We start from the raw sequence: 25793 nt of genomic DNA on the forward strand, positions 1-25793 counted from the left end.
GAGTTGATGTCTTGTCAAGGGCGGGAGAAACGTTCCGCTAAGTGGCCGGTTCCGGCCCCCATGAAAACTACTGCGCTCGGCAATACAGCGTTGAAAGCAGACTCGAAATGCTCATTGACTAAAGTCAACTCCGCTTTCTCGCCTGCTTTCGCCTTGTCTTGCCTTCGCTCGCTACGTTTTCAAGGGGGCGGTGAGCTGGATATTTCTTTCCGGCGTACGACCTGTAAACTCGCGAGCTTTGGCTCTGTGCTGTTGCGGCGCGGAGTATCGCATAAGTGGGCGCGTTGTTCGCCTGCTGTTTATCGACAGGCAAAAACTCTTTCAATGAATCTGCTCAAATCGTTGGCCGCTGTCAGCTCTATCACGATGCTTTCCCGGGTGTTGGGGTTTGTTCGCGACACGCTTATCGCTCGTGCATTTGGTGCGGGAATGGCGACCGACGCCTTCTTTATCGCCTTCAAACTGCCCAATCTGCTGCGGAGGATCTTCGCCGAGGGAGCTTTTTCCCAAGCCTTCGTGCCGATTCTCGCCGAATATAAAAGCCAGAAAGGCGAGGAGGCGACACGAACCTTCATTGCCTACGTCTCGGGCCTGCTGACGCTGGTGCTGGCGCTGGTCACCGCGCTGGGCATGCTCGCCGCGCCCTGGGTCATCTGGGCCACGGCACCGGGTTTTGTCACGACCCCGGAAAAATTCGAGCTGACCACCGATCTGCTGCGGGTCACTTTTCCTTATATATTGCTTATCTCCCTGTCTTCATTGGCCGGCGCGATCCTCAATACGTGGAACCGCTTCTCGGTCCCGGCCTTCGTGCCGACCCTGCTTAATGTCAGCATGATCATCTTTGCAGTATTCCTGACGCCGTATTTCGATCCGCCGGTAATGGCGCTGGGCTGGGCCGTTCTGGTGGGTGGTCTGGCGCAATTGCTGTTTCAGCTGCCGCACCTGAAAAAGATCGGCATGCTGGTGCTGCCACGCCTGAATCTGCGCGATAGCGGTGTCTGGCGGGTCATGAAACAGATGCTGCCAGCGATCATCGGCGTTTCGGTGAGCCAGATTTCGCTGATCATCAACACCATATTTGCTTCGTTTCTGGTGGCGGGTTCCGTGTCCTGGATGTACTACGCCGATCGCCTGATGGAATTGCCATCCGGTGTGCTGGGTGTGGCGCTGGGCACGATTCTGCTGCCGACGCTGGCCAGGACCTATGCCAGCCAGGATCGCCACGAATACTCGCGGATCCTCGATTGGGGCCTGCGCCTGTGCTTCATGCTGGTATTGCCGTGCGCCCTGGCGCTGGGGATTCTGGCTGAGCCGCTGACGGTTTCGCTGTTCCAGTACGGTCAGTTCAGCGCTTTCGATGCGGCGATGACCCAGCGCGCGTTGGTTGCTTATTCCGTCGGCTTGCTGGGGATTATCGTGATCAAAGTGCTGGCGCCAGGCTTTTATGCGCAACAAAACATTCGGACTCCAGTGAAAATCGCGATTTTCACCCTGATCGTCACCCAGTTGTTCAACCTGGTGCTGATCGGTCCGCTGGCTCATGCCGGTCTGGCCTTGGCCATCAGCGCGGGTGCGTGCCTCAATGCCGGGCTGCTGTTCTACCAACTGCGCAAGCAGCAGATGTATCAGCCGCAGCCGGGCTGGGCGAAATTCGGGCTTAAATTGTTGGTGGCAGTGGCGGTGATGTCCGCGGTATTGCTGGGCGCAATGCACTTTATGCCGGATTGGGCGCAAGGGCATATGCTGGAGCGTTTACTTCGACTGGGCGCATTGGTGATCGCTGGCGTGTTGGTCTATTTCGGTATGTTGCTGTTGATGGGCTTCCGTTTGCGCGACTTCAATCGCAAGGCCTTGAGCTGAGGCTTTTGTCTCGATAAACACGGGCGGGCCGACGGTTTTGTCGGCTCGATCACTTTGGGTTACGGTGTTGCCTGTCGTCGGCCGCCGGGTGTGGTTATAATCGACCACTTTATGAGCAAGAAGCGCGTTATGCAGCTGGTTCGAGGCCTCCACAACCTGCGCCCCCAGCATCGGGGCTGTGTCGCCACTATTGGCAACTTTGACGGTGTTCACCGTGGTCACCAGGCTATCCTGGCCCGGCTGCGTGAGCGTGCGCTCGAGTTGGGTGTACCCAGCTGCGTGGTGATTTTTGAGCCGCAGCCGCGAGAATTCTTCGCCCCGGACACCGCCCCAGCCCGTCTGGCCCGTCTGCGGGACAAACTGCAGCTGCTGGCTGAAGAAGGCGTCGACCGGGTGCTGTGCCTGGCGTTCAATCAGCGCCTGAGCAAACTCAGCGCCAGCGAATTCGTCGATACCATTCTGGTGGACGGCCTCGGCGTGCAGCATCTGGAGGTCGGTGACGATTTCCGTTTCGGCTGTGATCGGCTAGGGGATTTCGATTTCCTGCAACAGGCTGGTGTCCTTCAGGGGTTTACCGTCGAAGCGGCGCAGACCGTCGAGCTGGACGGCGTTCGTGTCAGCAGCACTCAGGTGCGTAATGCCCTGGCCGCTGCCGATTTTGCCTTGGCCGAACGGCTGCTCGGTCGCCCGTACCGGATTGCCGGGCGAGTCCTGCACGGCCAGAAGCTGGCGCGCCAGCTCGGTACGCCGACCGCCAACATACAGCTCAAGCGTCGTCGTGTGCCGTTGAGCGGGGTTTACCTGGTCAACGTCGACATCGACGGCAAGACCTGGCCAGGCGTCGCCAATATCGGCGTGCGGCCAACGGTCGAAGGGGATGGCAAAGCCCACCTCGAAGTACATCTTTTAGATTTTGCCGGCGATCTGTATGACCGGCGTTTGACGGTGGTTTTCCACCACAAGCTGCGTGAAGAGCAGCGTTTCGCCTCTCTGGAGGCGCTTAAGACGGCGATCAATGCGGATGTCGCCGCCGCCCGTGCCCTGTCGCACCTAGCGCCAATCGCTAATGAAGAGCCTTAAATGACCGACTATAAAGCCACGCTAAACCTTCCGGACACCGCCTTCCCAATGAAGGCCGGCCTGCCTCAGCGCGAACCGCAGATTCTGCAGCGCTGGGACAGCATTGGCCTGTACGGTAAGTTGCGCGAGATTGGCAAGGATCGTCCGAAGTTCGTACTTCACGACGGTCCTCCGTACGCCAACGGCACGATTCACATCGGTCATGCGCTGAACAAGATTCTCAAGGACATGATCATCCGCTCGAAAACCCTGTCGGGTTTCGACGCGCCTTATGTTCCGGGCTGGGACTGCCACGGTCTGCCGATCGAGCACAAAGTCGAAGTGACCCACGGCAAAAACCTGGGCGCGGACAAGACCCGCGAACTGTGCCGTGCCTACGCCACCGAGCAGATCGAAGGCCAGAAGTCCGAGTTCATCCGTCTGGGCGTGCTGGGCGATTTCGCCAACCCGTACAAGACCATGGACTTCAAAAACGAGGCCGGTGAAATCCGCGCCCTGGCGGAAATCGTCAAGGGTGGCTTCGTGTTCAAGGGCCTGAAGCCTGTGAACTGGTGTTTTGACTGCGGTTCGGCCCTGGCTGAAGCGGAAGTCGAGTACGAGAACAAAAAATCCGCGACCATCGACGTGGCGTTTCCGATCGCTGATGAAGCCAAACTGGCTGCCGCGTTCGGTCTGCCATCGCTGGGCAAACCTGCCTCGATCGTGATCTGGACCACCACCCCGTGGACCATCCCGGCCAACCAGGCGTTGAACGTTCACCCGGAATTCAACTACGCCCTGGTCGACGTCGGCGACAAACTGCTGGTGTTGGCTGAGGAGCTGGTCGAGTCGTGCCTTGCCCGTTACAGCCTGGAAGGTTCGGTCATTGCGACCACCACCGGTAAAGAACTGGAACTGATCAACTTCCGTCACCCGTTCTACGATCGTCTGTCGCCGGTTTACCTGGCCGAATACGTCGAACTGGGCGCGGGCACCGGTGTGGTTCACTCCTCGCCAGCCTATGGCGTAGACGACTTCGTGACCTGCAAAGCCTATGGCATGGTCAACGACGACATCCTCAATCCGGTGCAAAGCAACGGCGTGTACGCGACATCGCTGGAGTTCTTCGGCGGCCAGTTCATCTGGAAGGCCAACCCGGCCATCGTCGACAAACTGTCGGAAGTCGGCGCGCTGCTGCACACCGAAACCATTGAACACAGCTACATGCACTGCTGGCGTCACAAGACCCCGCTGATCTACCGCGCCACCGCGCAGTGGTTCATCGGTATGGACAAAGAGCCAGCGACCGGCGAAACCCTGCGCAAACGCGCAATCAAAGCCATCGATGAGACCAAATTCGTTCCGGCCTGGGGCCAGGCGCGTCTGCACTCGATGATCGCCAACCGTCCTGACTGGTGCATCTCCCGTCAGCGCAACTGGGGCGTGCCGATCCCGTTCTTCCTGAACAAGGAAAGCGGCGAACTGCATCCACGCACCGTTGAGCTGATGGAAGAAGTCGCCAAGCGCGTTGAAGTCGAAGGCATCGAAGCCTGGTTCAAGATGGACGCCGCCGAGTTGCTCGGTGAAGAAGCGCCGCTGTACGACAAGATCAGCGACACCCTGGACGTCTGGTTCGACTCGGGCACCACGCACTGGCACGTCCTGCGCGGTTCGCACTCGATGGGCCATGAGACCGGTCCACGTGCCGACTTGTACCTGGAAGGTTCGGACCAACACCGCGGCTGGTTCCACTCGTCGTTGCTGACCGGTTGCGCCATCGACGACCACGCCCCGTACCGCGAGCTGCTGACCCACGGTTTCACCGTTGACGAGTCCGGTCGCAAAATGTCCAAGTCTTTGGGCAACGTGATCGCGCCGCAGAAGGTCAACGACACTCTGGGCGCCGATATCATGCGTCTGTGGGTCGCTTCTACCGACTACTCGGGTGAAATGGCGGTTTCCGAGCAAATCCTCCAACGCAGTGCGGACGCCTACCGGCGCATCCGTAACACCGCGCGCTTCCTGCTCTCCAACCTGACCGGCTTCAACCCGGCCACCGACATCCTGCCGGCCGAAGAAATGCTGGCGCTGGACCGTTGGGCCGTGGATCGCACCCTGCTGCTGCAACGCGAGTTGCAAGAGCACTACGGCGAATACCGCTTCTGGAACGTCTACTCCAAGATCCACAACTTCTGCGTGCAGGAGCTGGGCGGTTTCTACCTCGATATCATCAAGGACCGTCAGTACACCACTGGCGCCAACAGCAAGGCCCGTCGTTCGGCGCAAACCGCGCTGTACCACATCAGCGAAGCGCTGGTGCGCTGGATCGCGCCGATCCTGGCGTTTACCGCCGACGAGCTGTGGCAGTACCTGCCGGGCGAGCGTAACGAGTCTGTGATGCTCAACACCTGGTACGAAGGCCTGACCGAATTGCCTGAAGGCTTCGAACTGGACCGCGCCTACTGGGAGCGGATCATGGCGGTGAAGGTGGCGGTCAACAAGGAAATGGAAATCCAGCGCGCGGCGAAGGCCGTCGGTGGCAACTTGCAAGCCGAAGTGACGCTGTTCGCCGAAGACGCGCTGAGCGCCGACCTGGCCAAGCTGAGCAACGAACTGCGCTTCGTACTGATCACCTCGACTGCCACTGTTGCGCCGTTCGTTCAGGCGCCGGGCGATGCCGTGGTCACCGAAGTCGGCGGTTTGAAACTGCAAGTGGTCAAGTCGAGCCATGCAAAGTGCGCCCGTTGCTGGCACTGCCGTGAAGACGTTGGGGTGAACCCGGAGCATCCGGAAATCTGCGGTCGTTGCGTCGACAACATCAGCGGCGCTGGCGAGGTTCGTCACTATGCCTAACGCCGTTGGCCGTTTTGGACGGCTGAGCTGGCTCTGGTTGAGTTTGCTGGTCCTAGTCATCGACCAGGCCAGCAAGTTCTACTTCGAAGGCTCGCTGAGCATGTACCAGCAAATCGTGGTGATCCCCGATTACTTCAGCTGGACCCTGGCCTACAACACCGGCGCAGCGTTCAGTTTCCTGGCTGACAGCTCGGGCTGGCAGCGCTGGCTGTTCGCCCTGATCGCGGTGGTGGTCAGTGCGGTGCTGGTGGTCTGGCTCAAGCGCTTGGGGCGCAACGAAACCTGGCTGGCAGTCGCCTTGGCGCTGGTGCTGGGTGGCGCGCTGGGTAACCTGTACGACCGCATTGCCCTGGGCCATGTGATCGATTTCATTCTGGTGCATTGGCAGAACCGCTGGTATTTCCCGGCGTTCAACTTTGCCGACAGTGCAATCACTGTCGGTGCCGTGATGCTTGCACTGGATATGTTCAAAAGTAAAAAGACCGGAGAAACCGTTCATGACTGAACAGGTATTGGCTGAGCAACGCATCGGCCAGAACACGGAAGTCACCTTGCACTTTGCATTGCGTCTTGAGAACGGCGACACCGTCGACAGCACCTTCGACAAAGCCCCGGCGACCTTCAAGGTTGGCGACGGCAGCCTGTTGCCAGGTTTCGAAGCAGCACTGTTTGGCTTCAAGGTCGGCGACAAGCGCACCCTGACCATCGAGCCGGAAAACGCCTTTGGTCAGCCGAACCCGCAAAACGTACAGATCATCCCGCGCACGCAGTTCAAGGACATGGAACTGTCGCCAGGATTGCTGGTGATTTTCAACGATGCGGCCAATACTGAGCTGCCCGGTGTGGTGAAAGAATTCGATGACGTCCAAGTGACCATCGACTTCAACCACCCGCTGGCCGGTAAAACCTTGACCTTTGACGTCGAGATCATCAACGTCAAAGCAATCTAAGGCATTGCAGGGCGGTACCTGCTGCCCCGCGACCCTGTGGGAGCGAGCTTGCTCGCGATGAGGGCCTAACATTCAATATTGATGTTGGCTGACACTCAGCCATCGCGAGCAAGCTCGCTCCCACAGGAAGTCTCACTGTTCTCGAGCCTTGTGTTTGAGCAACAGGAAGGCATTACTATTTTCTTGCGCGCAAGACACGAGGCACAGCATGCAAATCAAACTCGCCAACCCCCGTGGCTTCTGCGCCGGTGTGGACCGGGCGATCGAAATCGTCAACCGCGCCCTGGAAGTCTTCGGGCCGCCGATCTACGTGCGCCACGAAGTGGTCCATAACAAATTCGTCGTCGAAGACCTGCGCGCCCGCGGCGCGATCTTCGTCGAAGAGCTGGATCAGGTGCCGGACGACGTGATCGTGATCTTCAGCGCCCATGGCGTTTCCCAGGCCGTGCGCACTGAAGCCGCAGGCCGTGGCCTCAAGGTATTCGACGCTACCTGCCCGTTGGTGACCAAGGTGCACATCGAAGTTGCGCGTTACAGCCGCGACGGCCGTGAATGCATCCTCATCGGCCACGCTGGTCACCCGGAAGTCGAAGGCACCATGGGCCAATACGATGGCAGCAATGGTGGCGCGATCTATCTGGTCGAGGACGAGAAAGACGTCGCCGCGTTGCAGGTGCACAACCCTGAAAGACTGGCCTTCGTCACCCAGACCACCCTGTCCATGGACGACACCAGTCGCGTGATCGACGCCCTGCGTACTCGGTTCCCTGCGATCGGCGGTCCGCGCAAGGACGACATCTGCTACGCCACGCAAAACCGTCAGGACGCGGTCAAGCAACTGGCCGACGAATGCGACGTGGTGTTAGTGGTTGGCAGCCCGAACAGTTCCAACTCCAATCGCCTGCGTGAACTGGCCGAACGCATGGCTACCCCGGCCTATCTGATCGACGGCGCCGAAGACCTGCAAAAGAGCTGGTTCGACGGTGTCGAGCGGATTGGCATCACCGCCGGTGCCTCCGCTCCGGAAGTATTGGTGCGTGGCGTGATCCAGCAATTGCAGGCTTGGGGCGCCACCGGGGCCGATGAACTGGCCGGTCGCGAGGAGAACATCACCTTCTCCATGCCTAAAGAGCTGCGCGTGCGTTCACTGCTGTAACGTTTTTCGCCTTTCGACACAGCGCCTGCTCAGCCTTTTCGCTGGTCAGGCGCACTCGGCCGCTCGCCGCCAGCACCACTTGGAGCTGGCTAACCGGATCTCGAACCGAACAAATATGTAATGTCCCTGCCTGAAACGCCCTTCCGGGCATCAGCGGTTGGCCCAGACTGCTAAAGCGCACAAAACGCCTGACCCACCAATTGCCGACAATCGGCGTCTGCGCATCACTTGCGCGCTCCACCAGCAGTGGATTGCTGTTGTCCTCCGGCCCTTTGCCGCTGATGTCCAGAATGATCCGCCAGCCCTGGCTCCAATCGCCGTTGATGCCATGAATGACCACGCTCTGGTTGCGGGTGATGGCCAGGGTTCTGGCGTGCCGGATCCCGCTGATCAGCGACTCGGCCGCCTGTTGCCGATGGTTCGATTCGGTGAGCGTGGCAAACGCCGGACTGACCAGCGACAGAACAATTGCGCCAATCGCCAGTCCCATAAGCAGTTCGACCAGACTGAAACCCTGTTGCGGCATGAGCACTCCCTCCCTGGAATGTGTGGGGCGACGCCATCCGTGCGTCTCTCGCGGCAAAATCAACCGACAGGGGCCGGTCGAATGTTCTAGCGTGTAGAAGCAGGTATAGCCGACGGCAACGGAGGGCACCGATGGATCATCGTACAAAAGGTTTCACGCTGATCGAGCTGCTGATCACGCTCGCCGTGTTTCTGATCCTGATCAGCTTGGCCGTTCCGGCGTTTACCCGCTCGGTGCAAAGCACCAAGGCCGACACCGAGATCGGTGACCTGCAACGCGCGCTCAACTACGCCCGGCTTGAGGCGATCGACCGGGGCATTACCACCCGGGTTCGCCCGACAGCAGGCGGCAGTGTCTGGACCGGCGATCTGAGCGTTTATGACGGTACTGGCAATCCGGCCAATGTATTGCGGGTTGTTCCAGCGATGAGCAGTGGTGCAACTCTGACGCTAACCTCAGGAGTGACCGCCATTGATTTCAACAATCTGGGCGGTTTGTCGGCACCGTCCACGGCCGTCGTGATCAGTTATGCACTGGGGGCACAGAGCAGGACGCTGAATGTGTGTTTGAACGGACGAATTCTATTGGGTGGAAGCTGCGGATGAGGGGTTGGAGCAAGCGCGCACAGGAGGGCATGACGCTGATCGAGGTACTGGTCGCGTTGTTGGTTCTGGCCGTGGGGTTGTTGGGCGCGGCGGCGATTCAGCTCAATGCGCTGAAGTATACCGACAGCTCGCGGATGACCAGCCAGGCGAGTTTTATCGCCTACGACATGATGGACCGCATTCGCGCCAACTCCGGCGCCGATTACACCGTCACGCCACCGACCTCGGGCAACCTGGGCGTGGCTCGGGATCAGGACCTCTACGACTTCACCAGCAACATCGTCAATTTCGGCGGCGCCACCGCCACTGGCAGCATCACCCGCAATCAGCGGGTGTACACCATCACCATTACCTGGGACGACTCGCGGGCCGCCAATACTGCCGAGCGCCGTAGTTTTGTCCTCACCAGCCGTGCCACCGTTGATCCGGCGACGACACCATGATCAGAGCCAGCAAAGGTTTCGGCCTGATCGAGTTACTGATCGCCCTGGCGTTGAGTCTGGTCGTGGTTCTTGGCGTGGCGCAGATCTTCATCGCCGCTAAAAACACCTACGTCAGTCAGAACACTGCCGCCGGCATGCAGGAGGATGCACGGTTCGTCCTGAGCAAAATGATTCAGGAAATCCGCATGGTTGGCATGTTCGGTTGCCTGGGCACGATTACCGACGAAAGCTCGGCAGGGAGTTTCAATGCCAGCCAGATCACTCCGATCAGTTGGGACAATGCCAATCTAAAATTAACGCTTGTTACCGCCGATGTCGGCGGCAGTGGCGGTGCGCCGACCTGGACTGTAGTTTCGGACTGCCGCAACGACGCCACGGCCTACAACGGACTACGAACACCGACATCTGGGCAGTTGGCATTTCCGATCCGGCGACTGGTCTACAGCTTCAGCAACAACCAATTGCTGATGGGGTCGGGCATTGGCACAACGACGCAGCAGGTGCTGGTGAACAATGTCAGTGCCTTCAATGTGAGCTTCGGCCTCGCCAGTTCGGCCACGGATACGGCCGCCTCCACTTACAGCAGCAACCCATCTGACCCTGCACGAATCCGCAGTGTGCGACTGACGCTGACGTTGAACGACCCGAACAACCGGGTGCGCGAACAAACCTTCAACGTGGTTGCCGCCTTGCGCAACCGGTTGCCATGAGGGGAGGGCCGATGAGTATTTCCCCCATGTCCCCTCAGGCCCAGCGTGGCATGGCGCTGTTGGTCAGTCTGGTGTTTCTCCTGGTGCTGACCTTGATCGGGCTTTCATCGATGCAGAGCGCGACGTTGCAGGAAAAAATGGCCGGCAGCGTGATCCTGCGTAATCAGTCATTCCAGGGTGCGGAAGCGGCGTTGCGCGTCGGCGAAAGCGCGGTGCAACTGGACACCTATTCATTGCCGGTTTGCAGCGGTACCAGCCAATGCGCGCCGCCGGCCGAGGCGTCGGTCATCACTGCTGCCGGGTTCAATTCCACTTCGGGGGTGACCTGGATTGCCGCCGGCAACAGTTTTTACGGGGTGCAGAACATCGGCACCACACTGACGGCCGTGAACGTGCCGAGCAATACATCGGCAACGCTGTACCGGGTGACCGCCGTGGGCATCGCGGGCAATTCGCGCAGTGTGGTGGAGAGTATCTATGCGAAGTACTGAGACCCGCACAGGCTGGCGCCATTGGTTGTTGCAGTTGTTCTGCGGCGCGGCGTTGAGCCTTTATCTGACAGCGCCGGCTTACGCCTTCACGCCCTCGGATTCGCCGCTGTTGAACGCCGCCGCCGTGGCGCCCAATGTGATGCTGTTACTCGACGACTCGGGGAGTATGAACAACATTATCTGGGCGGTCGGCTTCGACCCGACGGTCCCACGCACCCCGGTGACTATTTGTCTCTCGAATGGTTCGTGCTTGAAAGGCCGGGACCTTGATATGACCGATAACAATATTTCCTTGTCGAGTTTGACTCGAGGAACATGTTCGAAAGGATGGTACGGATTTTATAACAACAGTTTTTTTGGTTGGGATTCGCTTTGCCTGAAACTTCCCGATCCGGTGGGAAGCGAGGACACCCGATATACGGCGAAATACTTGTCGTATCTGATCAGCCTGGCCAACAATTCCGACCGGGATTTCACCGATGGCTCGATCCCCAATGATTACCGGATGAATGTGGCGCGCAACGTTTCAAAGGCATTGGTGACCGGCAATCGCTCGCTGCGTATCGGTCTGGCGACGTTCAACCTGGCGGTCGGCAACCATAAGAATGACGGCGGTTACATCGCCCGCTCGGTCAGCGATCTGTCGGCCGTCAGCGGCTCTGTGACTCAGGCTCAGGCTGATACCAATTACAACGCATTGATCGCCGGAATCGACGAACTGAGCGCGGAAGCCAATACGCCCCTGGCTGAAGCCTATTACGAAATCACCCGCTATTTCCGTGGCATGGCGCCGTACAACAACTCGACGCCCACCACCTACACCAGTCCGATCCAGTATCGCTGCCAGAGAAACTACGGGGTGGTGATCACCGATGGCCTGCCGACCTACGACAGAACCTTTCCGACCAACGATCCGCTGGGTGGCAGCCGCTTACCGAACTGGGACGGGATTAGCAGTAACGATGGCGCCAACGTCTCTGGCGACGACGAGGGGGACACTCTTTATCTGGATGACATCGCCAAGTTTGCCTTCGATATCGACATGCGTTCCACCGGAACCGATGTTGCGGGCAAAAGCTGGGACGCCCCGGATTTTCCCAGGCAGAACATGCATACCTACACCGCGGGTTTTACCGTGGCAAACCAAATGCTGGCGGACGCCGCGACCTACGGGCAGGGCAAGTACTACCAGGCGACCGACGGCGCCGGACTCAACAGCGCACTGTCTTCAGCCCTGAGCGACATCACCTCCAAGGCGGGCTCAGGTGGCAGTGGTGTGGCTAATGGCACGACCCTGACCAGCAATTCGAGTTACTTCCAGACTAGCTACGACCCCAAGGACTGGCGCGGCACCATCAAGTCTTTTGGCTTCACATCGGCGGGGGCGGTGAACACGGCCGCGGTGCTGTGGACGACGGATACCACCATCGTGCCCGGTGCTACAGCGCCGACCTACCAGTCCTGGAATACCCTGACCAACGCCGTCGTCACCCTGGCCTACAACAATTTCTCTCCGGTCCAACAGACTTCCCTCAACCAGAGCCTGCCCGTCGGTATCACCGGCAGCGATCTGGTGGAGTGGAGCAAAGGCACCAACAAGACCGGGTTGAGAACGCGCAGTGTCTTGCTCGGTGATATCGTCAATTCGCCTCTCGTGTTGGCCGCGCCCACGGACCAAACCGCGTCCGATCTGGTGGGCGATACCAGCTACAGCACCTACCTGACCACCAAAGCCGCCAACATGAATGCCAGTCTGGTGGTGAACGCAAACGATGGATTTGTAAATGTCATCAACTCGACCAACGGTGTCAGACGCTACGGCTATATGCCTTCCAGTGTGCTGCCATCATTGCGCTACATTTCTGACCCCACTTACATCAATGGCGTGAGCCACAAATATCTGGTCGACGGTCAGGTGGGCGTGTTCGATGCCCAACTCAATAGCGCCTGGAAAACCCTGGCGATTGGTGGGACGGGTGCGGGCGGCAAAACTTTCTATGCGCTGCAACTGTTCGACGCCTCGGCCGGTAACGTGACTAATGCGTTATGGGAAATCAGTGCGCCGGCCACGGCCAGTACGGCAAACGTCTTCAATGATCTGGGTTATGCCTATGCGCGTCCCGAAGTGGCACGCTTGGCCGATGGTCGCTGGGCCGCGTTTATCTCCAACGGTTATGGCAGCAACTCCGGGGTGGCGGCGCTGTACGTGGTGGATATCCGCGACGGCTCGCTGATCAAGAAAATCGTGGTCGACAGTACAGAAACCACCAACGGTCTGTCGTCGGTGAAGCTCAGGGTCAACTCGCAGAATGTGGTGCAGGCCGCCTATGGTGGCGACTTGAAAGGGCGGTTGTGGAAGTTCGATTTGAGTGGCACCACGACCGACACCTGGGGTGTGGCGTTCTCCGGCAAGCCGTTGTTCACCACTGCGGGTGGGGCGACCCAACCGATCACTGTTCAACCGGTGCTGGCCGATCACGCATTGGGCGGCAAGGAAGTGTTTTTCGGCACAGGCAAATTCAACGAGGCCGCCGACAAGACCAACAAGGATCTGCAGGCGTTCTACGCGGTATGGGATGCGGAGGGTGGCGCGGGGCAAATCACCGCTTCCAGCTTGGTGGCGCAGGCGGTGACCGGCGTTTTTTCGGGCAGCACGGGGCAATTCATCACCACCAGCCAGAACGAAGTGACCTACCCGGCAAAGAAAGGCTGGTACTTGCCCTTGGTGTACAACACCGCGCTGACAGGGGAGCGGGTGATCAATCAGGCCAGTCTGGTGTCGGGGCGAATCGTATTTACCACGGCCAGTGTGGATACCACGGACCCTTGCGCCAGCTTCGGCACCGGCAAACTGGTCGAGCTCGATGCATTCAGCGGTAAGATGCTCAATTACGCGGTGCTCGACACCAATGCCGACGGGACGGTCGACAGCACTGACACGATTTCCAGCGGGGTGATCTTCACCGGTGGTATCCCGACCCTGAACGCGGTCGTCAACGACGCAACCCGCAAGGTTGTAAACGACTCCGGTGGTGGCGTGACCACACTGGTGGAAAAATCCGGTGGCGGCAGTGGCCGTCGCATTATGTGGCGACAAATACAGTAAGTGAGAGTTGAGGCATGCGCAGATCCAACCGAGGTTTTACCCTGATCGAAATCATGATCGTGATAGCGATCATCGGGATCGTCATCACCATTGGCTATCCGAGCCTCACCGAATATGTAAAAAAGGGCCACCGCACTGAAGTCGCCGGGTTACTTTCCGAGCAAGCGCAGATTCTGGAGCGTTTTTATACGAAGAGTAATGCCTACACTGGCGCCACCGGTCTGAGTGCCGGCAATGATTTCTATACGATCACCCCGGCCCTGACCGATCAGGCCTTCCTGCTGACGGCCACACGCAAGGCCGGTTCGACCATGGCGAGCGACAAGTGCGGTGATTTCACCCTCACCAATACCGGCATCAGAAGCATGGTCAATGCGACGTCTGGCCTGACCACCAAGGATTGCTGGGGTCGCTGAGTTTATTTTTCGGGCGCCCTTTACGCCCTCTGTCTAATTGAACGGTTGGATCAGAACATGAGCAGGCAACAGCAAGTGGTGATTGTCGGCGGCGGGGTGATTGGCCTGCTGACGGCTTTCAATCTCGCGTCCGAAGTGCAGAGCGTCGTACTGCTGGACCGCTCGAATGTCGGTCAGGAGTCGTCCTGGGCTGGTGGCGGGATCGTTTCGCCGCTCTACCCGTGGCGCTACAGCCCGGCGGTTACTGCGCTGGCTCATTGGTCCCAGGATTTTTATCCACAGCTGGCGGAACGCTTGTTCGCTGCCACGGGTGTCGATCCTGAAGTGCACACCACCGGGTTGTACTGGCTGGACCTGGATGACGAGGCCGAAGCGCTCGCCTGGGCCAAACGGGAAAACCGCCCGCTGCGGGCTGTGGATATCTCAGCGGCACACGATGCGGTGCCGGTATTGGGCACCGGTTTTTCGCGGGCGATCTACATGGCCGACGTGGCCAATGTGCGAAATCCACGGCTGGTGAAATCCCTCAAGGCAGCCTTGCTGGCGCTGCCGAACGTGACGATTCACGAGCAGTGCGAGGTCAGCGGGTTTATCCGTGAAGGCGCTGCGGTGGTCGGGGTACAAACCTCGATGGGGGCGATTGCGGGGGATCAGGTGGTTTTGACGGCCGGGGCCTGGAGCGGTGACTTGCTGAAAAGCCTGGGCCTGGAGCTGCCGGTCGAGCCGGTCAAAGGCCAGATGATTCTCTACAAGTGCGCGGCGGACTTCCTTCCAAGCATGGTCCTGGCCAAGGGACGTTATGCCATTCCTCGGCGTGACGGGCACATTCTGATCGGCAGTACGCTGGAGCATGAAGGCTTCGACAAGACGCCAACCGACACCGCGCTGGAAAGCCTGAAGGCCTCGGCGGTGGAGTTGATTCCGGCGCTGGCGGATGCCGAGGTGGTGGGGCATTGGGCCGGGTTGCGGCCGGGTTCGCCGGAAGGGATTCCCTATATCGGTCGGGTGCCGGGGTTTGACGGGCTCTGGCTCAACTGCGGGCACTACCGCAATGGATTGGTGCTGGCGCCGGCGTCGTGTCAGTTGTTTGCGGATGTGATGCTGGGGCGGGCACCGATCATTGATCCGGCACCGTATGCACCGGAGGGGCGGATCTGACCGAACGATCTTTGTAGTTGGTCAGATCGCCTTCGCGGGCAAGCCTCGCTCCTACAGATTTGAGTCGATCAACACGTTTGCGAACGACATCAATCTGTAGGAGCGAGGCTTGCCCGCGAAGAGGCCCTCAATCCAGCCCCAATTTCTTGAGCCTGTAACGCATCGACCGAAACGACAGATTCAACCGCTGAGCCGCTGCTGTGCGGTTCCAGCGGGTTTCTTCCAGGGCCTGGAGAATGAGTTTGCGTTCGACGTTTTCCAGATAGGCTTCCAGGTTGTCGATCTGCGTCAGGTCCGGCACATCGCCGTCCGGGTTGCAGTTACCTTCGGCCAGCCGCAGGTCGCTGGCTTCGATTTGTTTGTTTTCGCACAAGGTGTGCGCCCGCTCAAGCATGTTTTCCAATTCCCGCACGTTTCCTGGAAAACGATAGCTTTTCAGTGCGTCGAGGGCTTGCGGGTGGAGTTTTGCCGCGGGTTGGCCAGTGCCAGCCGCCAGTCGCTTGAGCATATTGTTGGCCAGAAGCTCAATGTCGTCGCGGCGTTCGCGCAAGGGCGGCACCCGCAGCTCGATCACGTTCAGGCGGTAGTACAAGTCCTGGCGAAAGCGTTCGGCGGCGACTTCGGCATCGAGGTCTTTATGGGTGGCGCAGAGAATGCGCACATCGACCACGGTTTCCTGCTGCCCACCGATGCTGCGCACGGCTTTCTCTTGGATGGCCCGCAAAAGCTTGACCTGCATCGCCAGCGGCAGATCTGCCACTTCATCGAGGAACAAAGTGCCACCCTGAGCGGCCTGGAACAGCCCGGGTTTATCTTCGATGGCGCCGCTGAAACTGCCTTTGCGATGGCCGAAAAACTCGCTTTCCATTAATTCCGACGGAATCGCCCCACAGTTCACCGGAACGAACGGTCGGCTGGCGCGTGGGCCTTGGTCGTGGATCAGTCGGGCGACCAGTTCCTTGCCGCTGCCGGACTCGCCGCTGATGTACACAGGAGCCTGGCTGCGGGCCAGTTTGTCGATTTGTTTGCGCAGGCTACGCATCGGCAGGGAATCGCCCAGTAGCCGACGGTCGATGGCGCTGCTGGCACCGCCTGGTGCCGGCAGACTCAAGGCGCTGGTGACCAGTTCGCGCAGGCGGGTGAGGTCAACCGGTTTGGTCAGAAAATCAAAGGCGCCAGCCTTGAGGGCGTTGATCGCCGTTTCCAGGCTGCCATAGGCGGTGATCATCGCCACTGGCACTTGCGCATAGCGCTGCTGGATGTGCTGCACCAGCGCCAGACCCGTGCCGTCGGGCAGGCGCATGTCGGTCAGGCACAGGTCGAACGTCTCCCGAGCCAGCAGCGCCTGTGCTTCTGCAAGGTTGCGGGCACTGAAGGTGTCGAGTTTCATCCGTCCCAGGGTTATTTCCAGGAGTTCGCGGATATCCGGCTCATCGTCGACGATCAGGATTTTTTGCCGTGGGCTCATATTCAACTTTGTTTCCGTCCGTGAGCAAAGGTGATGCGAAAGCAGCCGCCGCCTTGGCGTGGTTTGAAGTCTAGGCGGGCCTGATTGCTTTCGCACAGCTCACGGGACAGATAAAGCCCCAGGCCAGTGCCCTGGCTGCTGGTGGTGAAGAACGGTTCAAACAAGTGCGAGCGCTGGTCCGGCGTCACGCCGGGGCCATCGTCCAGGACTTCAAGGGTCGGCAACTGGCTGCCCGGGTCAATAAACAACTCGAGCCAGACCTGCGCTCGATCATGGTTCAGGGCGCTATGGCGCCAGGCATTGCGTAACAGATTGTCGAGAATCTGGGTCAGCTGATTCGGATCCATCAGGGTTTTGAAGTCCCCCGAGCCGATGTGCAGGTGAATCTGCTGATGCTCGGTCGCCCCTTCGCGGGTTTCGGCGACGAAGTGCTCCAGCCACGGCCGCAGATCCAGGCGTTGCGGCACGGTTTGCTGGCGACGGGACAGTTGCAGAACATTTTCGATTACCCGATTCATTCGCTGAGAGTGGTCTTGAATAATCTGCGTCAGACGCCGATCCGCGCCGTTCAGTTCCTCGGATTCCTGCAGTAACTGCGCGGCATGACTAATGGCGCCTAGTGGATTGCGGATCTCATGGGCAATACCGGCAGTCAGGCGGCCGAGGGCGGCGAGTTTAAGTTGCTGGGCCTGTTGGGCGATTTGGGCGAGGTCTTCGAGAAAAACCAGCGTCTGGTGGTGCGGGCTATAGTCCAGGGCAATGAAGCTCGGTTGCAACTCCAGCCCATTGCTGGCGATTTTCAAGCTTTGCGGGCGCAAAGTCGGATTGTTGAACCACAGTTGAAGCCGCTCGACCAACGGCATCGAGTGGTCGTCGATCAACTGGCCATCGAGTTTTTCCTGCCCCAGCAAGGTCAAGGCGCTGTGATTGGCCAGTTGAACCCGCCGCTGGTCGTCGAGCACCAGAATGCCCGTGCGCATGCGTTGCAGAATCAGCGCGTTGAGCGCTTCGAGGCCAAGCACTTCGCTGGCCCGCTGCTCGGCCAGGGTTTCGCTGACTTCCAGTCGTCGGGTCAAGCCTTGCACCAGCAATGCCGCGGTAAAACACAGGGCGCCGAGAGTACCCACTTGCAGGTAATCGCTGGCGCTGGCGGGGTGGCTGAAGCTAAGAAGGAAGCTCAAGCCGACGATGCCGAGGGCGCCGACTGCAGCGATCAGCAAGCCGATACGCCCGCGCAGGAGAGTGTTGCCAATGGCCACCGACACGATCAGCAAATTGCCGATGGCGCTGGCCACGCCACCGGCTGCATAGAACAGCCCGCACAGCAGCAGGACATCGACCAGCGTCAGGCTGAATAACTGCGCCGGGCGCCGGGTGTTTCCCAGAAAGACCACCAGCAGGATATTCAGCACCAGGTACAACCAGCTGCCATTGCGCAGCAGGTCGTCATTGGCAAACGTCAGCAACTGGTTGTCCATGTTGCTGGAAATCAGCAGCACCAGAGTGATGCCGACGCTTAAGCGGTAGAGGTGATAGAGGCGCAGCAGTCGCTGGGCCTGTTTGGTGCCGGGACTGGGCGTCTCAGCGATCACTGGAGCCCGGGCCTTGCTCAAGATGAGCCTGGCTGCAATACCACTGTTGTTCGAGTTTCAGCGCGCGGTCGCGGGGCAGGTGTACGCCGCAATGGGCGCAACGCACCATGGGCGGGGCATCCTGTTCGCGTGGCGTATGGGTGCCCGACGTAGGGGCTTTGAATTTGCGCCAGAGCCATACCGCAGCGGCAATCAGGGCGATCCAGAACAATAAACGAAGCATGGTGAGCTGCTTTTTGACTAATGAATTGGCAGTTTAGCCAAGGACGGGTCAGGCGCACAGCGCAATACGCCCCTCCCTGAAATCCGGTAATAAAAAAGGCGCCTCGAAAGGCGCCTTCTCGGCACAACCCCAGCGTCAGTCGAACACGCCGAAGGTCATGTAGCTGAACCATGAACGGTCGGTAGTGTTGGCTTCGGACTCGTGTTCCTCTTCTTCGATCACATCGCCGTCTTCATCTTTAGGCTTGAGCTCGTTAGGAATCGCGTCCTTGGCATCCTGGAATTGTTTCTGCACGTCCTGATTGGCGCGGGTTTCACCCGGCGGCAGCGGGGGACGGGATTCGATCAGGCCCAAAGTAGCCTTGCTCAACCACGAACGGTTGTCGGCTTCGTCCTTCGAGGGCACGAACTGACCGTCCACCAGGCTTGGGTGGTTCGGGTAGTTGAGCTTCAGGGTTTCGAGGCTGGTCGCGGCCAGTTCGTCCAGGTGCAGACGCTGGTAGGCTTCAGTCATCACCGCCAGGCCATCACCGACCGAAGGGGTTTCCTGGAAGTTTTCCACCACGTAACGACCACGGTTCGCGGCGGCGACATAGGCCTGACGGGTCAGGTAATAGTCGGCAACGTGAATCTCGTAGGAAGCCAGCAGGTTGCGCAGGTAGATCATGCGCTGCTTGGCATCCGGCGAGTAGCGGCTGTTCGGGAAGCGGCTGGTCAGCTGGGCGAACTCGTTATAGGAGTCGCGAGCGGCGCCCGGGTCACGCTTGGTCATGTCCAGCGGCAGGAAGCGCGCCAGCAGGCCGACGTCCTGGTCGAAAGAGGTCAGACCCTTGAGGTAGTAGGCGTAATCCACGTTCGGATGCTGCGGGTGCAGACGAATGAAACGCTCGGCGGCGGACTTCGCAGCCTCAGGCTCGGTATTCTTGTAGTTGGCGTAGATGAGCTCGAGTTGAGCCTGATCGGCATAGCGACCGAACGGATAACGCGACTCCAGCGCCTTCAGCTTGGCTGTGGCGGCGGTGTAGCTATTATTGTCCAGGTCGGCCTGAGCCTGCTGGTACAGCTCGACTTCGCTCAGGTTTTCGTCTACGACTTCCTTCGATGAGCAAGCAGCGGTCAATGCGAGGATGGCGATCAGCAGCAGGTGTTTCACTTGCATGGCGGCTTGCGTCCCTATGACGGCCGCTGTCTTGGGCGGGGCCGTCCTGTTATGATGAGCGCCCCGTTGAAAAGCCTCGGGGCAAAAGACGCCGTATTTAACCACAAGCGCGCAGCCGAAACCAAAGGCTGTGCCGACGCCTAGTCTGAGCATGTCCGATAAAATTGAACTTCGCGCAGAGGTGCCGTCCGAATTGGGCGGCCAACGCCTCGATCAAGTCGCCGCACAATTATTCGCTGAGCACTCGCGCTCGCGCCTTTCCGCCTGGATCAAAGACGGCCGCCTGACTGTGGATGGGGCGGTTATCCGCCCGCGAGACATCGTTCACGGTGGCGCCATTCTTGAGCTGACTGCCGAGCAGGAAGCTCAGGGCGAATGGATCGCTCAAGACATCGAGCTGGACATCGTCTATGAAGACGACGACATCCTGGTGATCAACAAGCCTGCGGGCCTGGTGGTGCATCCTGCTGCCGGTCACGCTGATGGCACCTTGCTCAACGCCTTGCTGCACCACGTGCCGGACATCATCAATGTGCCCCGCGCCGGTATCGTGCATCGCCTGGACAAGGACACCACTGGTCTGATGGTGGTGGCCAAGACCATTCAGGCGCAGACACAACTGGTCACGCAATTGCAGAGCCGCAGCGTAAGCCGCATCTACGAGTGCATCGTGATCGGTGTGGTGACAGCCGGCGGCAAGATCAACGCGCCGATCGGTCGTCATGGCCAGCAACGCCAGCGCATGGCCGTGATGGAAGGTGGCAAGCAAGCCGTCAGCCATTACCGCGTGCTCGAGCGTTTCCGCTCCCACACTCACGTGCGGGTAAAGCTGGAAACCGGTCGTACGCACCAGATTCGCGTGCACATGGCGCACATCAACTACCCGTTGGTCGGAGATCCTGCCTACGGCGGTCGTTTCCGCATTCCGCCGGCCGCCAGTGTGACCATGGTCGAATCCTTGAAGGCGTTCCCGCGTCAGGCCCTGCATGCGCGGTTCCTGGAGCTGGATCATCCGACCACCGGTAAACGCATGAGCTGGGAATCGCCACTGCCGGATGACTTTGTCTGGTTGCTGACGTTGCTCAAGCAAGACCGTGAGGCGTTCATCGGATGAGTAACTGGCTGATTCCCGACTGGCCTGCGCCTGCCGGGGTGAAAGCCTGCGTTACCACTCGTGCGGGCGGCGTCAGTCTGGCGCCGTTCGACAGCCTCAATCTGGGCGATCATGTCGACGACAGCCCCGAAGCTGTCGCCGAGAACCGCCGTCGCCTCACTGATCACTTCTCTATTCAACCAGCTTGGTTAAAGCAGGTTCACGGCATTGTCGTGGCCCAAGCGGATCCAAACCTGGTAGCCACTGCCGACGCCAGCTGGACGGCAACACCCGGTATCGCTTGCACCGCGATGACCGCCGACTGCCTTCCGGCGCTGTTTTGCGACCGTGCCGGCACCCGCGTCGCTGCCGCCCATGCCGGTTGGCGCGGGTTGGCGGCGGGTGTGCTGGAAGCGACCCTCGACAGTCTGGCCGTGCCACCTGAAGACGTGCTGGTCTGGCTTGGCCCGGCCATTGGCCCACAGGCCTTTGAAGTCGGCCCGGAAGTGCGTGAAACCTTCGTCGAGCAATTGCCCGAAGCCGATAAAGCATTTGTGCCGAGCCAGAATGCCGGCAAGTTCATGGCCGACATCTATGAGCTGGCGCGTTTACGTCTGGCCGCTCGGGGCGTTACCGCTGTTTATGGCGGTGGTTTCTGCACCGTGACCGATCCTCGCTTCTTTTCCTATCGCCGTAGTCCACGCACCGGCCGGTTTGCCTCCCTGATCTGGCTCGATCACTAAGCTTCGCTGATCTACATCAATTGTTTGACGCTTGAATCTTCCAGAATCGACCGCATCTATAGCGGTATCTGGCAGGTTTCTTCATTCAGGATGTTTATAGGTCCGGCCTGCTCAAAAGGAAGGTGACCCATGCGTATAGACCGTTTAACCAGCAAATTGCAGTTAGCCTTGTCCGACGCCCAATCCCTGGCCGTCGGCCTTGATCATCCGGCCATTGAGCCGGCGCATTTGATGCAGGCCATGCTTGAACAGCAAGGTGGTTCGATCAAACCCCTGCTGATGCAAGTGGGTTTTGACGTCAACAGCTTGCGTAAAGAGTTGACCAAAGCCCTCGATCAGCTGCCGAAAATCCAGAACCCCACCGGCGATGTGAACATGTCGCAGGATCTGGCGCGCCTGCTCAACCAGGCCGATCGTCTGGCCCAGCAGAAGGGCGACCAGTTCATCTCCAGCGAACTGGTGCTGCTCGCCGCCATGGACGAGAACAGCAAGCTCGGCAAATTGTTGCTGGGCCAGGGCGTCAGCAAGAAAGCTCTGGAAAACGCGATCAATAACCTGCGTGGCGGTGAGGCAGTCAATGACGCCAACCACGAAGAATCGCGTCAGGCGCTCGACAAATACACCATCGACCTGACCAAGCGCGCCGAAGAAGGCAAGCTCGATCCAGTGATCGGTCGTGACGACGAAATTCGCCGCACCATTCAGGTCCTGCAACGCCGTACCAAGAACAATCCGGTGTTGATCGGTGAGCCTGGCGTGGGTAAAACCGCCATCGCCGAAGGCCTGGCCCAGCGCATCATCAACGGCGAAGTGCCGGATGGCCTGAGAGGCAAGCGTTTGTTGTCTCTGGACATGGGGGCGCTGATTGCCGGTGCCAAATACCGCGGCGAGTTCGAAGAACGCCTCAAATCCCTGCTTAACGAACTGTCGAAGCAGGAAGGGCAGATCATTCTGTTCATCGACGAACTGCACACCATGGTTGGCGCCGGCAAAGGTGAGGGTTCGATGGATGCGGGCAATATGCTCAAGCCTGCGTTGGCTCGGGGTGAACTGCACTGCGTCGGCGCGACCACGCTCAACGAGTACCGCCAATATATAGAGAAGGATGCGGCCCTCGAACGGCGCTTCCAGAAAGTCTTGGTGGATGAGCCGAGCGAAGAAGACACCATCGCCATCCTGCGTGGCCTGAAAGAGCGTTACGAAGTTCACCACAAGGTGGCGATCACCGACGGCGCGATCATCGCAGCGGCCAAGCTCAGTCATCGTTACATCACCGACCGTCAGCTGCCGGACAAAGCCATCGACCTGATTGACGAAGCCGCCAGCCGCATCCGCATGGAGATCGACTCCAAGCCGGAAGTGCTGGACCGTCTGGAACGTCGCCTGATTCAGCTGAAGGTGGAATCCCAGGCGCTGAAGAAAGAAAGTGACGACGCGGCGAAGAAGCGTCTGGAAAAACTGCAGGAAGAAATCGTTCGTCACGAGCGTGAATATTCGGACCTCGAAGAAATCTGGAACTCGGAAAAAGCCGAAGTCCAGGGTTCGGCGCAGATCCAGCAGAAGATCGAACAGTCCCGTCAGGAACTGGAAGCCGCGCGCCGTAAAGGCGACCTGAACCGCATGGCCGAGTTGCAATACGGGGTGATCCCGGACCTGGAGCGCAGCCTGCAAATGGTCGATCAGCACGGCAAAAGCGAAAACCAGTTGCTGCGCAGCAAGGTGACTGAAGAAGAGATCGCTGAAGTCGTGTCGAAGTGGACCGGCATTCCCGTGGCGAAAATGCTCGAGGGCGAGCGCGAAAAACTGATGAAGATGGAAAGCCTGTTGCACCAGCGTGTGATCGGTCAGGACGAAGCGGTGATCGCTGTCTCCAACGCGGTGCGGCGTTCCCGCGCCGGGTTGTCCGACCCGAATCGCCCGAGCGGCTCGTTCATGTTCCTCGGCCCGACCGGTGTCGGTAAAACCGAGCTGTGCAAGGCGCTGGCCGAGTTCCTGTTCGATACCGAAGAGGCGATGGTGCGGATCGACATGTCCGAGTTCATGGAGAAACATTCCGTGGCTCGACTGATCGGCGCGCCACCGGGCTATGTGGGCTATGAAGAGGGCGGTTACCTGACCGAGGCGGTGCGTCGCAAGCCTTATTCGGTAATCCTTCTGGACGAGGTCGAGAAGGCCCACCCGGACGTATTCAACATCTTGCTGCAAGTGCTTGAAGATGGCCGTTTGACCGACAGCCATGGCCGCACGGTGGATTTCAAAAATACTGTGATTGTCATGACCTCCAACCTTGGCTCGGTGCAGATTCAGGAGTTGGTAGGGGATCGCGAAGCACAGCGCGCGGCGGTGATGGATGCGATTTCCACGCACTTCCGGCCGGAGTTCATCAACCGGGTCGACGAAGTGGTGATTTTCGAGCCGCTGGCTCGGGATCAGATCGCCGGCATTACCGAGATCCAGTTGGGACGCCTGCGTAGCCGCCTGACCGAGCGCGAGCTGAAGCTTGAGCTGAGTCCGGAAGCGATGGATAAGCTCATCGCCGTGGGTTACGACCCGGTCTATGGCGCTCGGCCGCTCAAACGGGCGATCCAGCGCTGGATCGAGAACCCGCTGGCACAGCTGATTCTGTCGGGTCGATTCATGCCCGGCGATACCGCCAAGGGTGTCGTGGAAAACGACGAAATCGTTTTCGTCTGAAGCTCAGTGGCAATGCCATAGAAGGAGGCCTCGCATCGCGAGGCCTTTTTTTCGCCAGGCTGTTGAACTCAAAGGAAAAGGCTTGTAAAGTGCGCCCCGCAGTAAGTCACCCCAAGGGGTTTCTGCTCCCCAAGCAGGAATCTGAAATAAGTTGCAAATCATTAACTTGAAAGCAATTTAGGGGGTTGACAGAGGTGCTTAAGATTGTAGAATAGCGCGCCTCAGACACACGAACGCAGCGATGCGAACGGGTCGAAGAGGTGAAGCAAGCTTCAGAGTTGTAAATTGAAATACCAGTTGTAATTGAAATATGTAGTTCCGTGATAGCTCAGTCGGTAGAGCAAATGACTGTTAATCATTGGGTCCCAGGTTCGAGTCCTGGTCACGGAGCCAATTTCAAACCGGGGTATAGCGCAGTCCGGTAGCGCGCCTGCTTTGGGAGCAGGATGTCAGGAGTTCGAATCCCCTTACCCCGACCATTTTTGGGTCGTTAGCTCAGTTGGTAGAGCAGTTGGCTTTTAACCAATTGGTCGTAGGTTCGAATCCCACACGACCCACCATTTTTGAAACCAGTTAGCGCTGGAATCGAATCTTAAGATCAGAGGCCAAAAGCGCTGATCGAAGAAGGCGCCTTTCAGAGGTGCCTTTTTTTTACCGGGGTATAGCGCAGTCCGGTAGCGCGCCTGCTTTGGGAGCAGGATGTCAGGAGTTCGAATCCCCTTACCCCGACCATATTAAAAATCCTCGTATCGAAAGATACGGGGATTTTTTTTGCCTGCTGTAAATGCAAAAAAGCCCCGCTTCTCGATGGAGAAGCGGGGCTTGGGCCTTCAGAGGCTTAGCTATTGTCTTTCAGGTGCTCGAACAAGCCCTTCGGCATTTTTTTGCCGTTGGTTTCATAGTTGGCTTTCACGTTATCAAAAGCCTCTTGTTCGTCGATCTGGCCGTCATGGTTGGTGTCGATCTTGTCGAAGTCAGCCTTGGGTGCCACTTTCAAAAATTCCGCGCGGGATACCTTGCCGTCATCATCGGTGTCGGTCTTGGCCATCGATGCATCGCCGCACTTGCCTTCGCCACATTTACCTTCGCCACATTTGCCTTCAGGCGTCTTCACGACCTGTTCCGCCGAAGCCAGCAGGTAGCCTTGAGTCAGCGGCTGCGAAGCGAAGACAGAACCGGACAACATCATGCCTCCGGCCAGGACAGCGCCGAGCAGGCCAACGGTGTTTTTGCTGAGAGTAGTGGTACGGGACATTACAAATCTCCTGGGTTGCACGACACAACCGGTCGATAAAGGACGCCACATGAGCGCGGCGATGACCGAAGCAGGCGGTGCCTTGCTCGGGTGTGGCCATTTAGCGGGCGTGGTGTATCGCTACTGTGTCGTGCAAGGAGGGCTTTGTAAGCGAAGGGATGGAATCGGCGGGGCAGATACAGTGAGACACAGAAGTGTTCGCAGGTTGGACCGAGGCGCCTGCATCGCGGG

22 protein-coding genes and 4 tRNA genes are annotated in these 25793 nt (G+C 59.0%); 20 read left to right on the plus strand and 6 right to left on the minus strand.

The window, feature by feature from the left end; all coding sequences use genetic code 11:
- The first annotated feature begins 324 nt into the window (after positions 1 to 324).
- From murJ to ispH, 6 genes are all read left to right on the plus strand, one after another.
- Positions 325 to 1863 (plus strand): murein biosynthesis integral membrane protein MurJ, encoded by a 1539-nt coding sequence (gene murJ / locus NHU87_RS11640; RefSeq protein ID WP_253548392.1) that lies wholly within the window; start codon positions 325 to 327, stop codon positions 1861 to 1863.
- A gap of 129 nt (positions 1864 to 1992) precedes the next feature.
- Positions 1993 to 2943 carry a bifunctional riboflavin kinase/FAD synthetase gene (gene ribF / locus NHU87_RS11645; protein WP_253548394.1) on the plus strand — a complete coding sequence of 317 codons (951 nt, stop codon included), beginning with the start codon at positions 1993 to 1995 and terminating at the stop codon, positions 2941 to 2943.
- Positions 2944 to 5775 carry an isoleucine--tRNA ligase gene (gene ileS, locus NHU87_RS11650; protein WP_253548396.1) on the plus strand — a complete coding sequence of 944 codons (2832 nt, stop codon included), beginning with the start codon at positions 2944 to 2946 and terminating at the stop codon, positions 5773 to 5775.
- Positions 5768 to 6280 carry a signal peptidase II gene (gene lspA / locus NHU87_RS11655; RefSeq protein ID WP_008008698.1) on the plus strand — a complete coding sequence of 171 codons (513 nt, stop codon included), beginning with the start codon at positions 5768 to 5770 and terminating at the stop codon, positions 6278 to 6280. The genes ileS and lspA overlap by 8 nt, the downstream gene beginning before the upstream one ends.
- A gap of 7 nt (positions 6281 to 6287) precedes the next feature.
- A complete protein-coding gene (gene fkpB, locus NHU87_RS11660) occupies positions 6288 to 6725 on the plus strand; it encodes an FKBP-type peptidyl-prolyl cis-trans isomerase (RefSeq protein ID WP_253548537.1) in 438 nt (145 codons plus the stop codon).
- Positions 6726 to 6933: 208 nt separating this feature from the next.
- Entirely contained in the window at positions 6934 to 7881 is a 948-nt protein-coding gene (gene ispH / locus NHU87_RS11665) for a 4-hydroxy-3-methylbut-2-enyl diphosphate reductase (protein ID WP_253548398.1), read from the plus strand.
- Here the strand turns inward: ispH and NHU87_RS11670 are convergent.
- Positions 7850 to 8407, minus strand: a complete 558-nt coding sequence (locus NHU87_RS11670; protein ID WP_253548400.1) for a GspH/FimT family pseudopilin — start codon at positions 8405 to 8407, stop codon at positions 7850 to 7852. The genes ispH and NHU87_RS11670 overlap by 32 nt on opposite strands.
- 131 nt (positions 8408 to 8538) lie before the next feature.
- On the opposite strand from NHU87_RS11670, the gene NHU87_RS11675 reads away from it, so the two are divergent.
- From NHU87_RS11675 to thiO, 7 genes are read left to right on the plus strand one after another with little or no spacing between them, the layout of a single operon-like run.
- Positions 8539 to 9012, plus strand: a complete 474-nt coding sequence (locus NHU87_RS11675; RefSeq protein ID WP_253548402.1) for a GspH/FimT family pseudopilin — start codon at positions 8539 to 8541, stop codon at positions 9010 to 9012.
- Positions 9009 to 9455 carry a type IV pilus modification protein PilV gene (pilV, locus tag NHU87_RS11680; protein ID WP_253548404.1) on the plus strand — a complete coding sequence of 149 codons (447 nt, stop codon included), beginning with the start codon at positions 9009 to 9011 and terminating at the stop codon, positions 9453 to 9455. The genes NHU87_RS11675 and pilV overlap by 4 nt, the downstream gene beginning before the upstream one ends.
- Positions 9452 to 10165, plus strand: a complete 714-nt coding sequence (locus tag NHU87_RS11685) for a PilW family protein (RefSeq protein WP_253548406.1) — start codon at positions 9452 to 9454, stop codon at positions 10163 to 10165. The genes pilV and NHU87_RS11685 overlap by 4 nt, the downstream gene beginning before the upstream one ends.
- An 11-nt stretch (positions 10166 to 10176) precedes the next feature.
- The gene (locus NHU87_RS11690) at positions 10177 to 10656 is read left to right on the plus strand and encodes a pilus assembly PilX family protein (RefSeq protein WP_253548408.1); all 480 of its coding nucleotides are present in this window, start codon (positions 10177 to 10179) and stop codon (positions 10654 to 10656) included.
- Positions 10643 to 13762, plus strand: coding sequence for a pilus assembly protein (locus NHU87_RS11695; protein ID WP_253548410.1), 3120 nt, complete (start codon positions 10643 to 10645; stop codon positions 13760 to 13762). Before NHU87_RS11690 ends, NHU87_RS11695 begins: the two co-directional genes overlap by 14 nt.
- Positions 13763 to 13776: 14 nt before the next feature.
- Positions 13777 to 14178 (plus strand): type IV pilin protein, encoded by a 402-nt coding sequence (locus tag NHU87_RS11700; RefSeq protein WP_253548412.1) that lies wholly within the window; start codon positions 13777 to 13779, stop codon positions 14176 to 14178.
- Between the two features lie 57 nt (positions 14179 to 14235).
- On the plus strand, positions 14236 to 15336 hold the full coding sequence (gene thiO / locus NHU87_RS11705; protein WP_253548414.1) for a glycine oxidase ThiO: 1101 nt from the start codon (positions 14236 to 14238) through the stop codon (positions 15334 to 15336).
- Between the two features lie 127 nt (positions 15337 to 15463).
- On the opposite strand, the gene NHU87_RS11710 is transcribed toward thiO, so the two are convergent.
- The 4 genes from NHU87_RS11710 to NHU87_RS11725 all read right to left on the minus strand — a co-directional run bounded on the left by NHU87_RS11710 (position 15464) and on the right by NHU87_RS11725 (position 19777).
- Complete coding sequence (locus NHU87_RS11710) at positions 15464 to 16804, minus strand: sigma-54-dependent transcriptional regulator (RefSeq protein ID WP_253548416.1); 1341 nt, start codon at positions 16802 to 16804, stop codon at positions 15464 to 15466.
- Positions 16805 to 16806: 2 nt separating this feature from the next.
- A complete protein-coding gene (locus tag NHU87_RS11715; protein ID WP_253548418.1) occupies positions 16807 to 18396 on the minus strand; it encodes a sensor histidine kinase in 1590 nt (529 codons plus the stop codon).
- Positions 18386 to 18619, minus strand: coding sequence for a PP0621 family protein (locus NHU87_RS11720; RefSeq protein ID WP_253548420.1), 234 nt, complete (start codon positions 18617 to 18619; stop codon positions 18386 to 18388). The genes NHU87_RS11715 and NHU87_RS11720 overlap by 11 nt, the downstream gene beginning before the upstream one ends.
- A 135-nt stretch (positions 18620 to 18754) precedes the next feature.
- Complete coding sequence (locus tag NHU87_RS11725) at positions 18755 to 19777, minus strand: outer membrane protein assembly factor BamD (RefSeq protein WP_253548422.1); 1023 nt, start codon at positions 19775 to 19777, stop codon at positions 18755 to 18757.
- Between the two features lie 151 nt (positions 19778 to 19928).
- On the opposite strand from NHU87_RS11725, the gene rluD reads away from it, so the two are divergent.
- The 7 genes from rluD (at position 19929) to NHU87_RS11760 (ending at position 25039) form a co-directional block, all read left to right on the plus strand.
- Positions 19929 to 20891: a 23S rRNA pseudouridine(1911/1915/1917) synthase RluD gene (rluD, locus tag NHU87_RS11730; RefSeq protein WP_007942311.1), complete on the plus strand. Its 963-nt coding sequence runs from the start codon at positions 19929 to 19931 to the stop codon at positions 20889 to 20891.
- Complete coding sequence (gene pgeF, locus NHU87_RS11735; protein WP_253548424.1) at positions 20888 to 21613, plus strand: peptidoglycan editing factor PgeF; 726 nt, start codon at positions 20888 to 20890, stop codon at positions 21611 to 21613. The genes rluD and pgeF overlap by 4 nt, the downstream gene beginning before the upstream one ends.
- Before the next feature lie 129 nt (positions 21614 to 21742).
- Positions 21743 to 24307: an ATP-dependent chaperone ClpB gene (gene clpB / locus NHU87_RS11740; protein ID WP_008008713.1), complete on the plus strand. Its 2565-nt coding sequence runs from the start codon at positions 21743 to 21745 to the stop codon at positions 24305 to 24307.
- 317 nt (positions 24308 to 24624) lie between these two features.
- Positions 24625 to 24700: transfer RNA gene (locus NHU87_RS11745), tRNA-Asn, on the plus strand.
- A gap of 9 nt (positions 24701 to 24709) precedes the next feature.
- Positions 24710 to 24786, plus strand: a tRNA-Pro gene (locus NHU87_RS11750).
- Between the two features lie 5 nt (positions 24787 to 24791).
- Positions 24792 to 24867: transfer RNA gene (locus tag NHU87_RS11755), tRNA-Lys, on the plus strand.
- A gap of 95 nt (positions 24868 to 24962) precedes the next feature.
- Positions 24963 to 25039: transfer RNA gene (locus tag NHU87_RS11760), tRNA-Pro, on the plus strand.
- 106 nt (positions 25040 to 25145) lie between these two features.
- Here the strand turns inward: NHU87_RS11760 and NHU87_RS11765 are convergent.
- Positions 25146 to 25562, minus strand: coding sequence for an HvfA family oxazolone/thioamide-modified RiPP metallophore (locus tag NHU87_RS11765; RefSeq protein WP_253548426.1), 417 nt, complete (start codon positions 25560 to 25562; stop codon positions 25146 to 25148).
- Positions 25563 to 25793 lie beyond the last annotated feature (231 nt).

The organism is Pseudomonas mandelii (genome assembly GCF_024138395.1).
Lineage (GTDB): Bacteria > Pseudomonadota > Gammaproteobacteria > Pseudomonadales > Pseudomonadaceae > Aquipseudomonas > Aquipseudomonas mandelii_E.

Bases quoted from the DNA above. Each gene is read 5' to 3' on its own strand.
- murJ (WP_253548392.1), top strand. From the start codon at position 325: ATGAATCTGCTCAAATCGTTGGCCGCTGTCAGCTCTATCACGATGCTT.
- ribF (WP_253548394.1), top strand. From the start codon at position 1,993: ATGCAGCTGGTTCGAGGCCTCCACAACCTGCGCCCCCAGCATCGGGGC.
- ileS (WP_253548396.1), top strand. From the start codon at position 2,944: ATGACCGACTATAAAGCCACGCTAAACCTTCCGGACACCGCCTTCCCA.
- lspA (WP_008008698.1), top strand. From the start codon at position 5,768: ATGCCTAACGCCGTTGGCCGTTTTGGACGGCTGAGCTGGCTCTGGTTG.
- ispH (WP_253548398.1), top strand. From the start codon at position 6,934: ATGCAAATCAAACTCGCCAACCCCCGTGGCTTCTGCGCCGGTGTGGAC.
- NHU87_RS11670 (WP_253548400.1), bottom strand. From the start codon at position 8,407: ATGCCGCAACAGGGTTTCAGTCTGGTCGAACTGCTTATGGGACTGGCG.
- NHU87_RS11675 (WP_253548402.1), top strand. From the start codon at position 8,539: ATGGATCATCGTACAAAAGGTTTCACGCTGATCGAGCTGCTGATCACG.
- pilV (WP_253548404.1), top strand. From the start codon at position 9,009: ATGAGGGGTTGGAGCAAGCGCGCACAGGAGGGCATGACGCTGATCGAG.
- NHU87_RS11685 (WP_253548406.1), top strand. From the start codon at position 9,452: ATGATCAGAGCCAGCAAAGGTTTCGGCCTGATCGAGTTACTGATCGCC.
- NHU87_RS11690 (WP_253548408.1), top strand. From the start codon at position 10,177: ATGAGTATTTCCCCCATGTCCCCTCAGGCCCAGCGTGGCATGGCGCTG.
- NHU87_RS11695 (WP_253548410.1), top strand. From the start codon at position 10,643: ATGCGAAGTACTGAGACCCGCACAGGCTGGCGCCATTGGTTGTTGCAG.
- NHU87_RS11700 (WP_253548412.1), top strand. From the start codon at position 13,777: ATGCGCAGATCCAACCGAGGTTTTACCCTGATCGAAATCATGATCGTG.
- thiO (WP_253548414.1), top strand. From the start codon at position 14,236: ATGAGCAGGCAACAGCAAGTGGTGATTGTCGGCGGCGGGGTGATTGGC.
- NHU87_RS11710 (WP_253548416.1), bottom strand. From the start codon at position 16,804: ATGAGCCCACGGCAAAAAATCCTGATCGTCGACGATGAGCCGGATATC.
- NHU87_RS11720 (WP_253548420.1), bottom strand. From the start codon at position 18,619: ATGCTTCGTTTATTGTTCTGGATCGCCCTGATTGCCGCTGCGGTATGG.
- NHU87_RS11725 (WP_253548422.1), bottom strand. From the start codon at position 19,777: ATGCAAGTGAAACACCTGCTGCTGATCGCCATCCTCGCATTGACCGCT.
- rluD (WP_007942311.1), top strand. From the start codon at position 19,929: ATGTCCGATAAAATTGAACTTCGCGCAGAGGTGCCGTCCGAATTGGGC.
- pgeF (WP_253548424.1), top strand. From the start codon at position 20,888: ATGAGTAACTGGCTGATTCCCGACTGGCCTGCGCCTGCCGGGGTGAAA.
- clpB (WP_008008713.1), top strand. From the start codon at position 21,743: ATGCGTATAGACCGTTTAACCAGCAAATTGCAGTTAGCCTTGTCCGAC.
- NHU87_RS11765 (WP_253548426.1), bottom strand. From the start codon at position 25,562: ATGTCCCGTACCACTACTCTCAGCAAAAACACCGTTGGCCTGCTCGGC.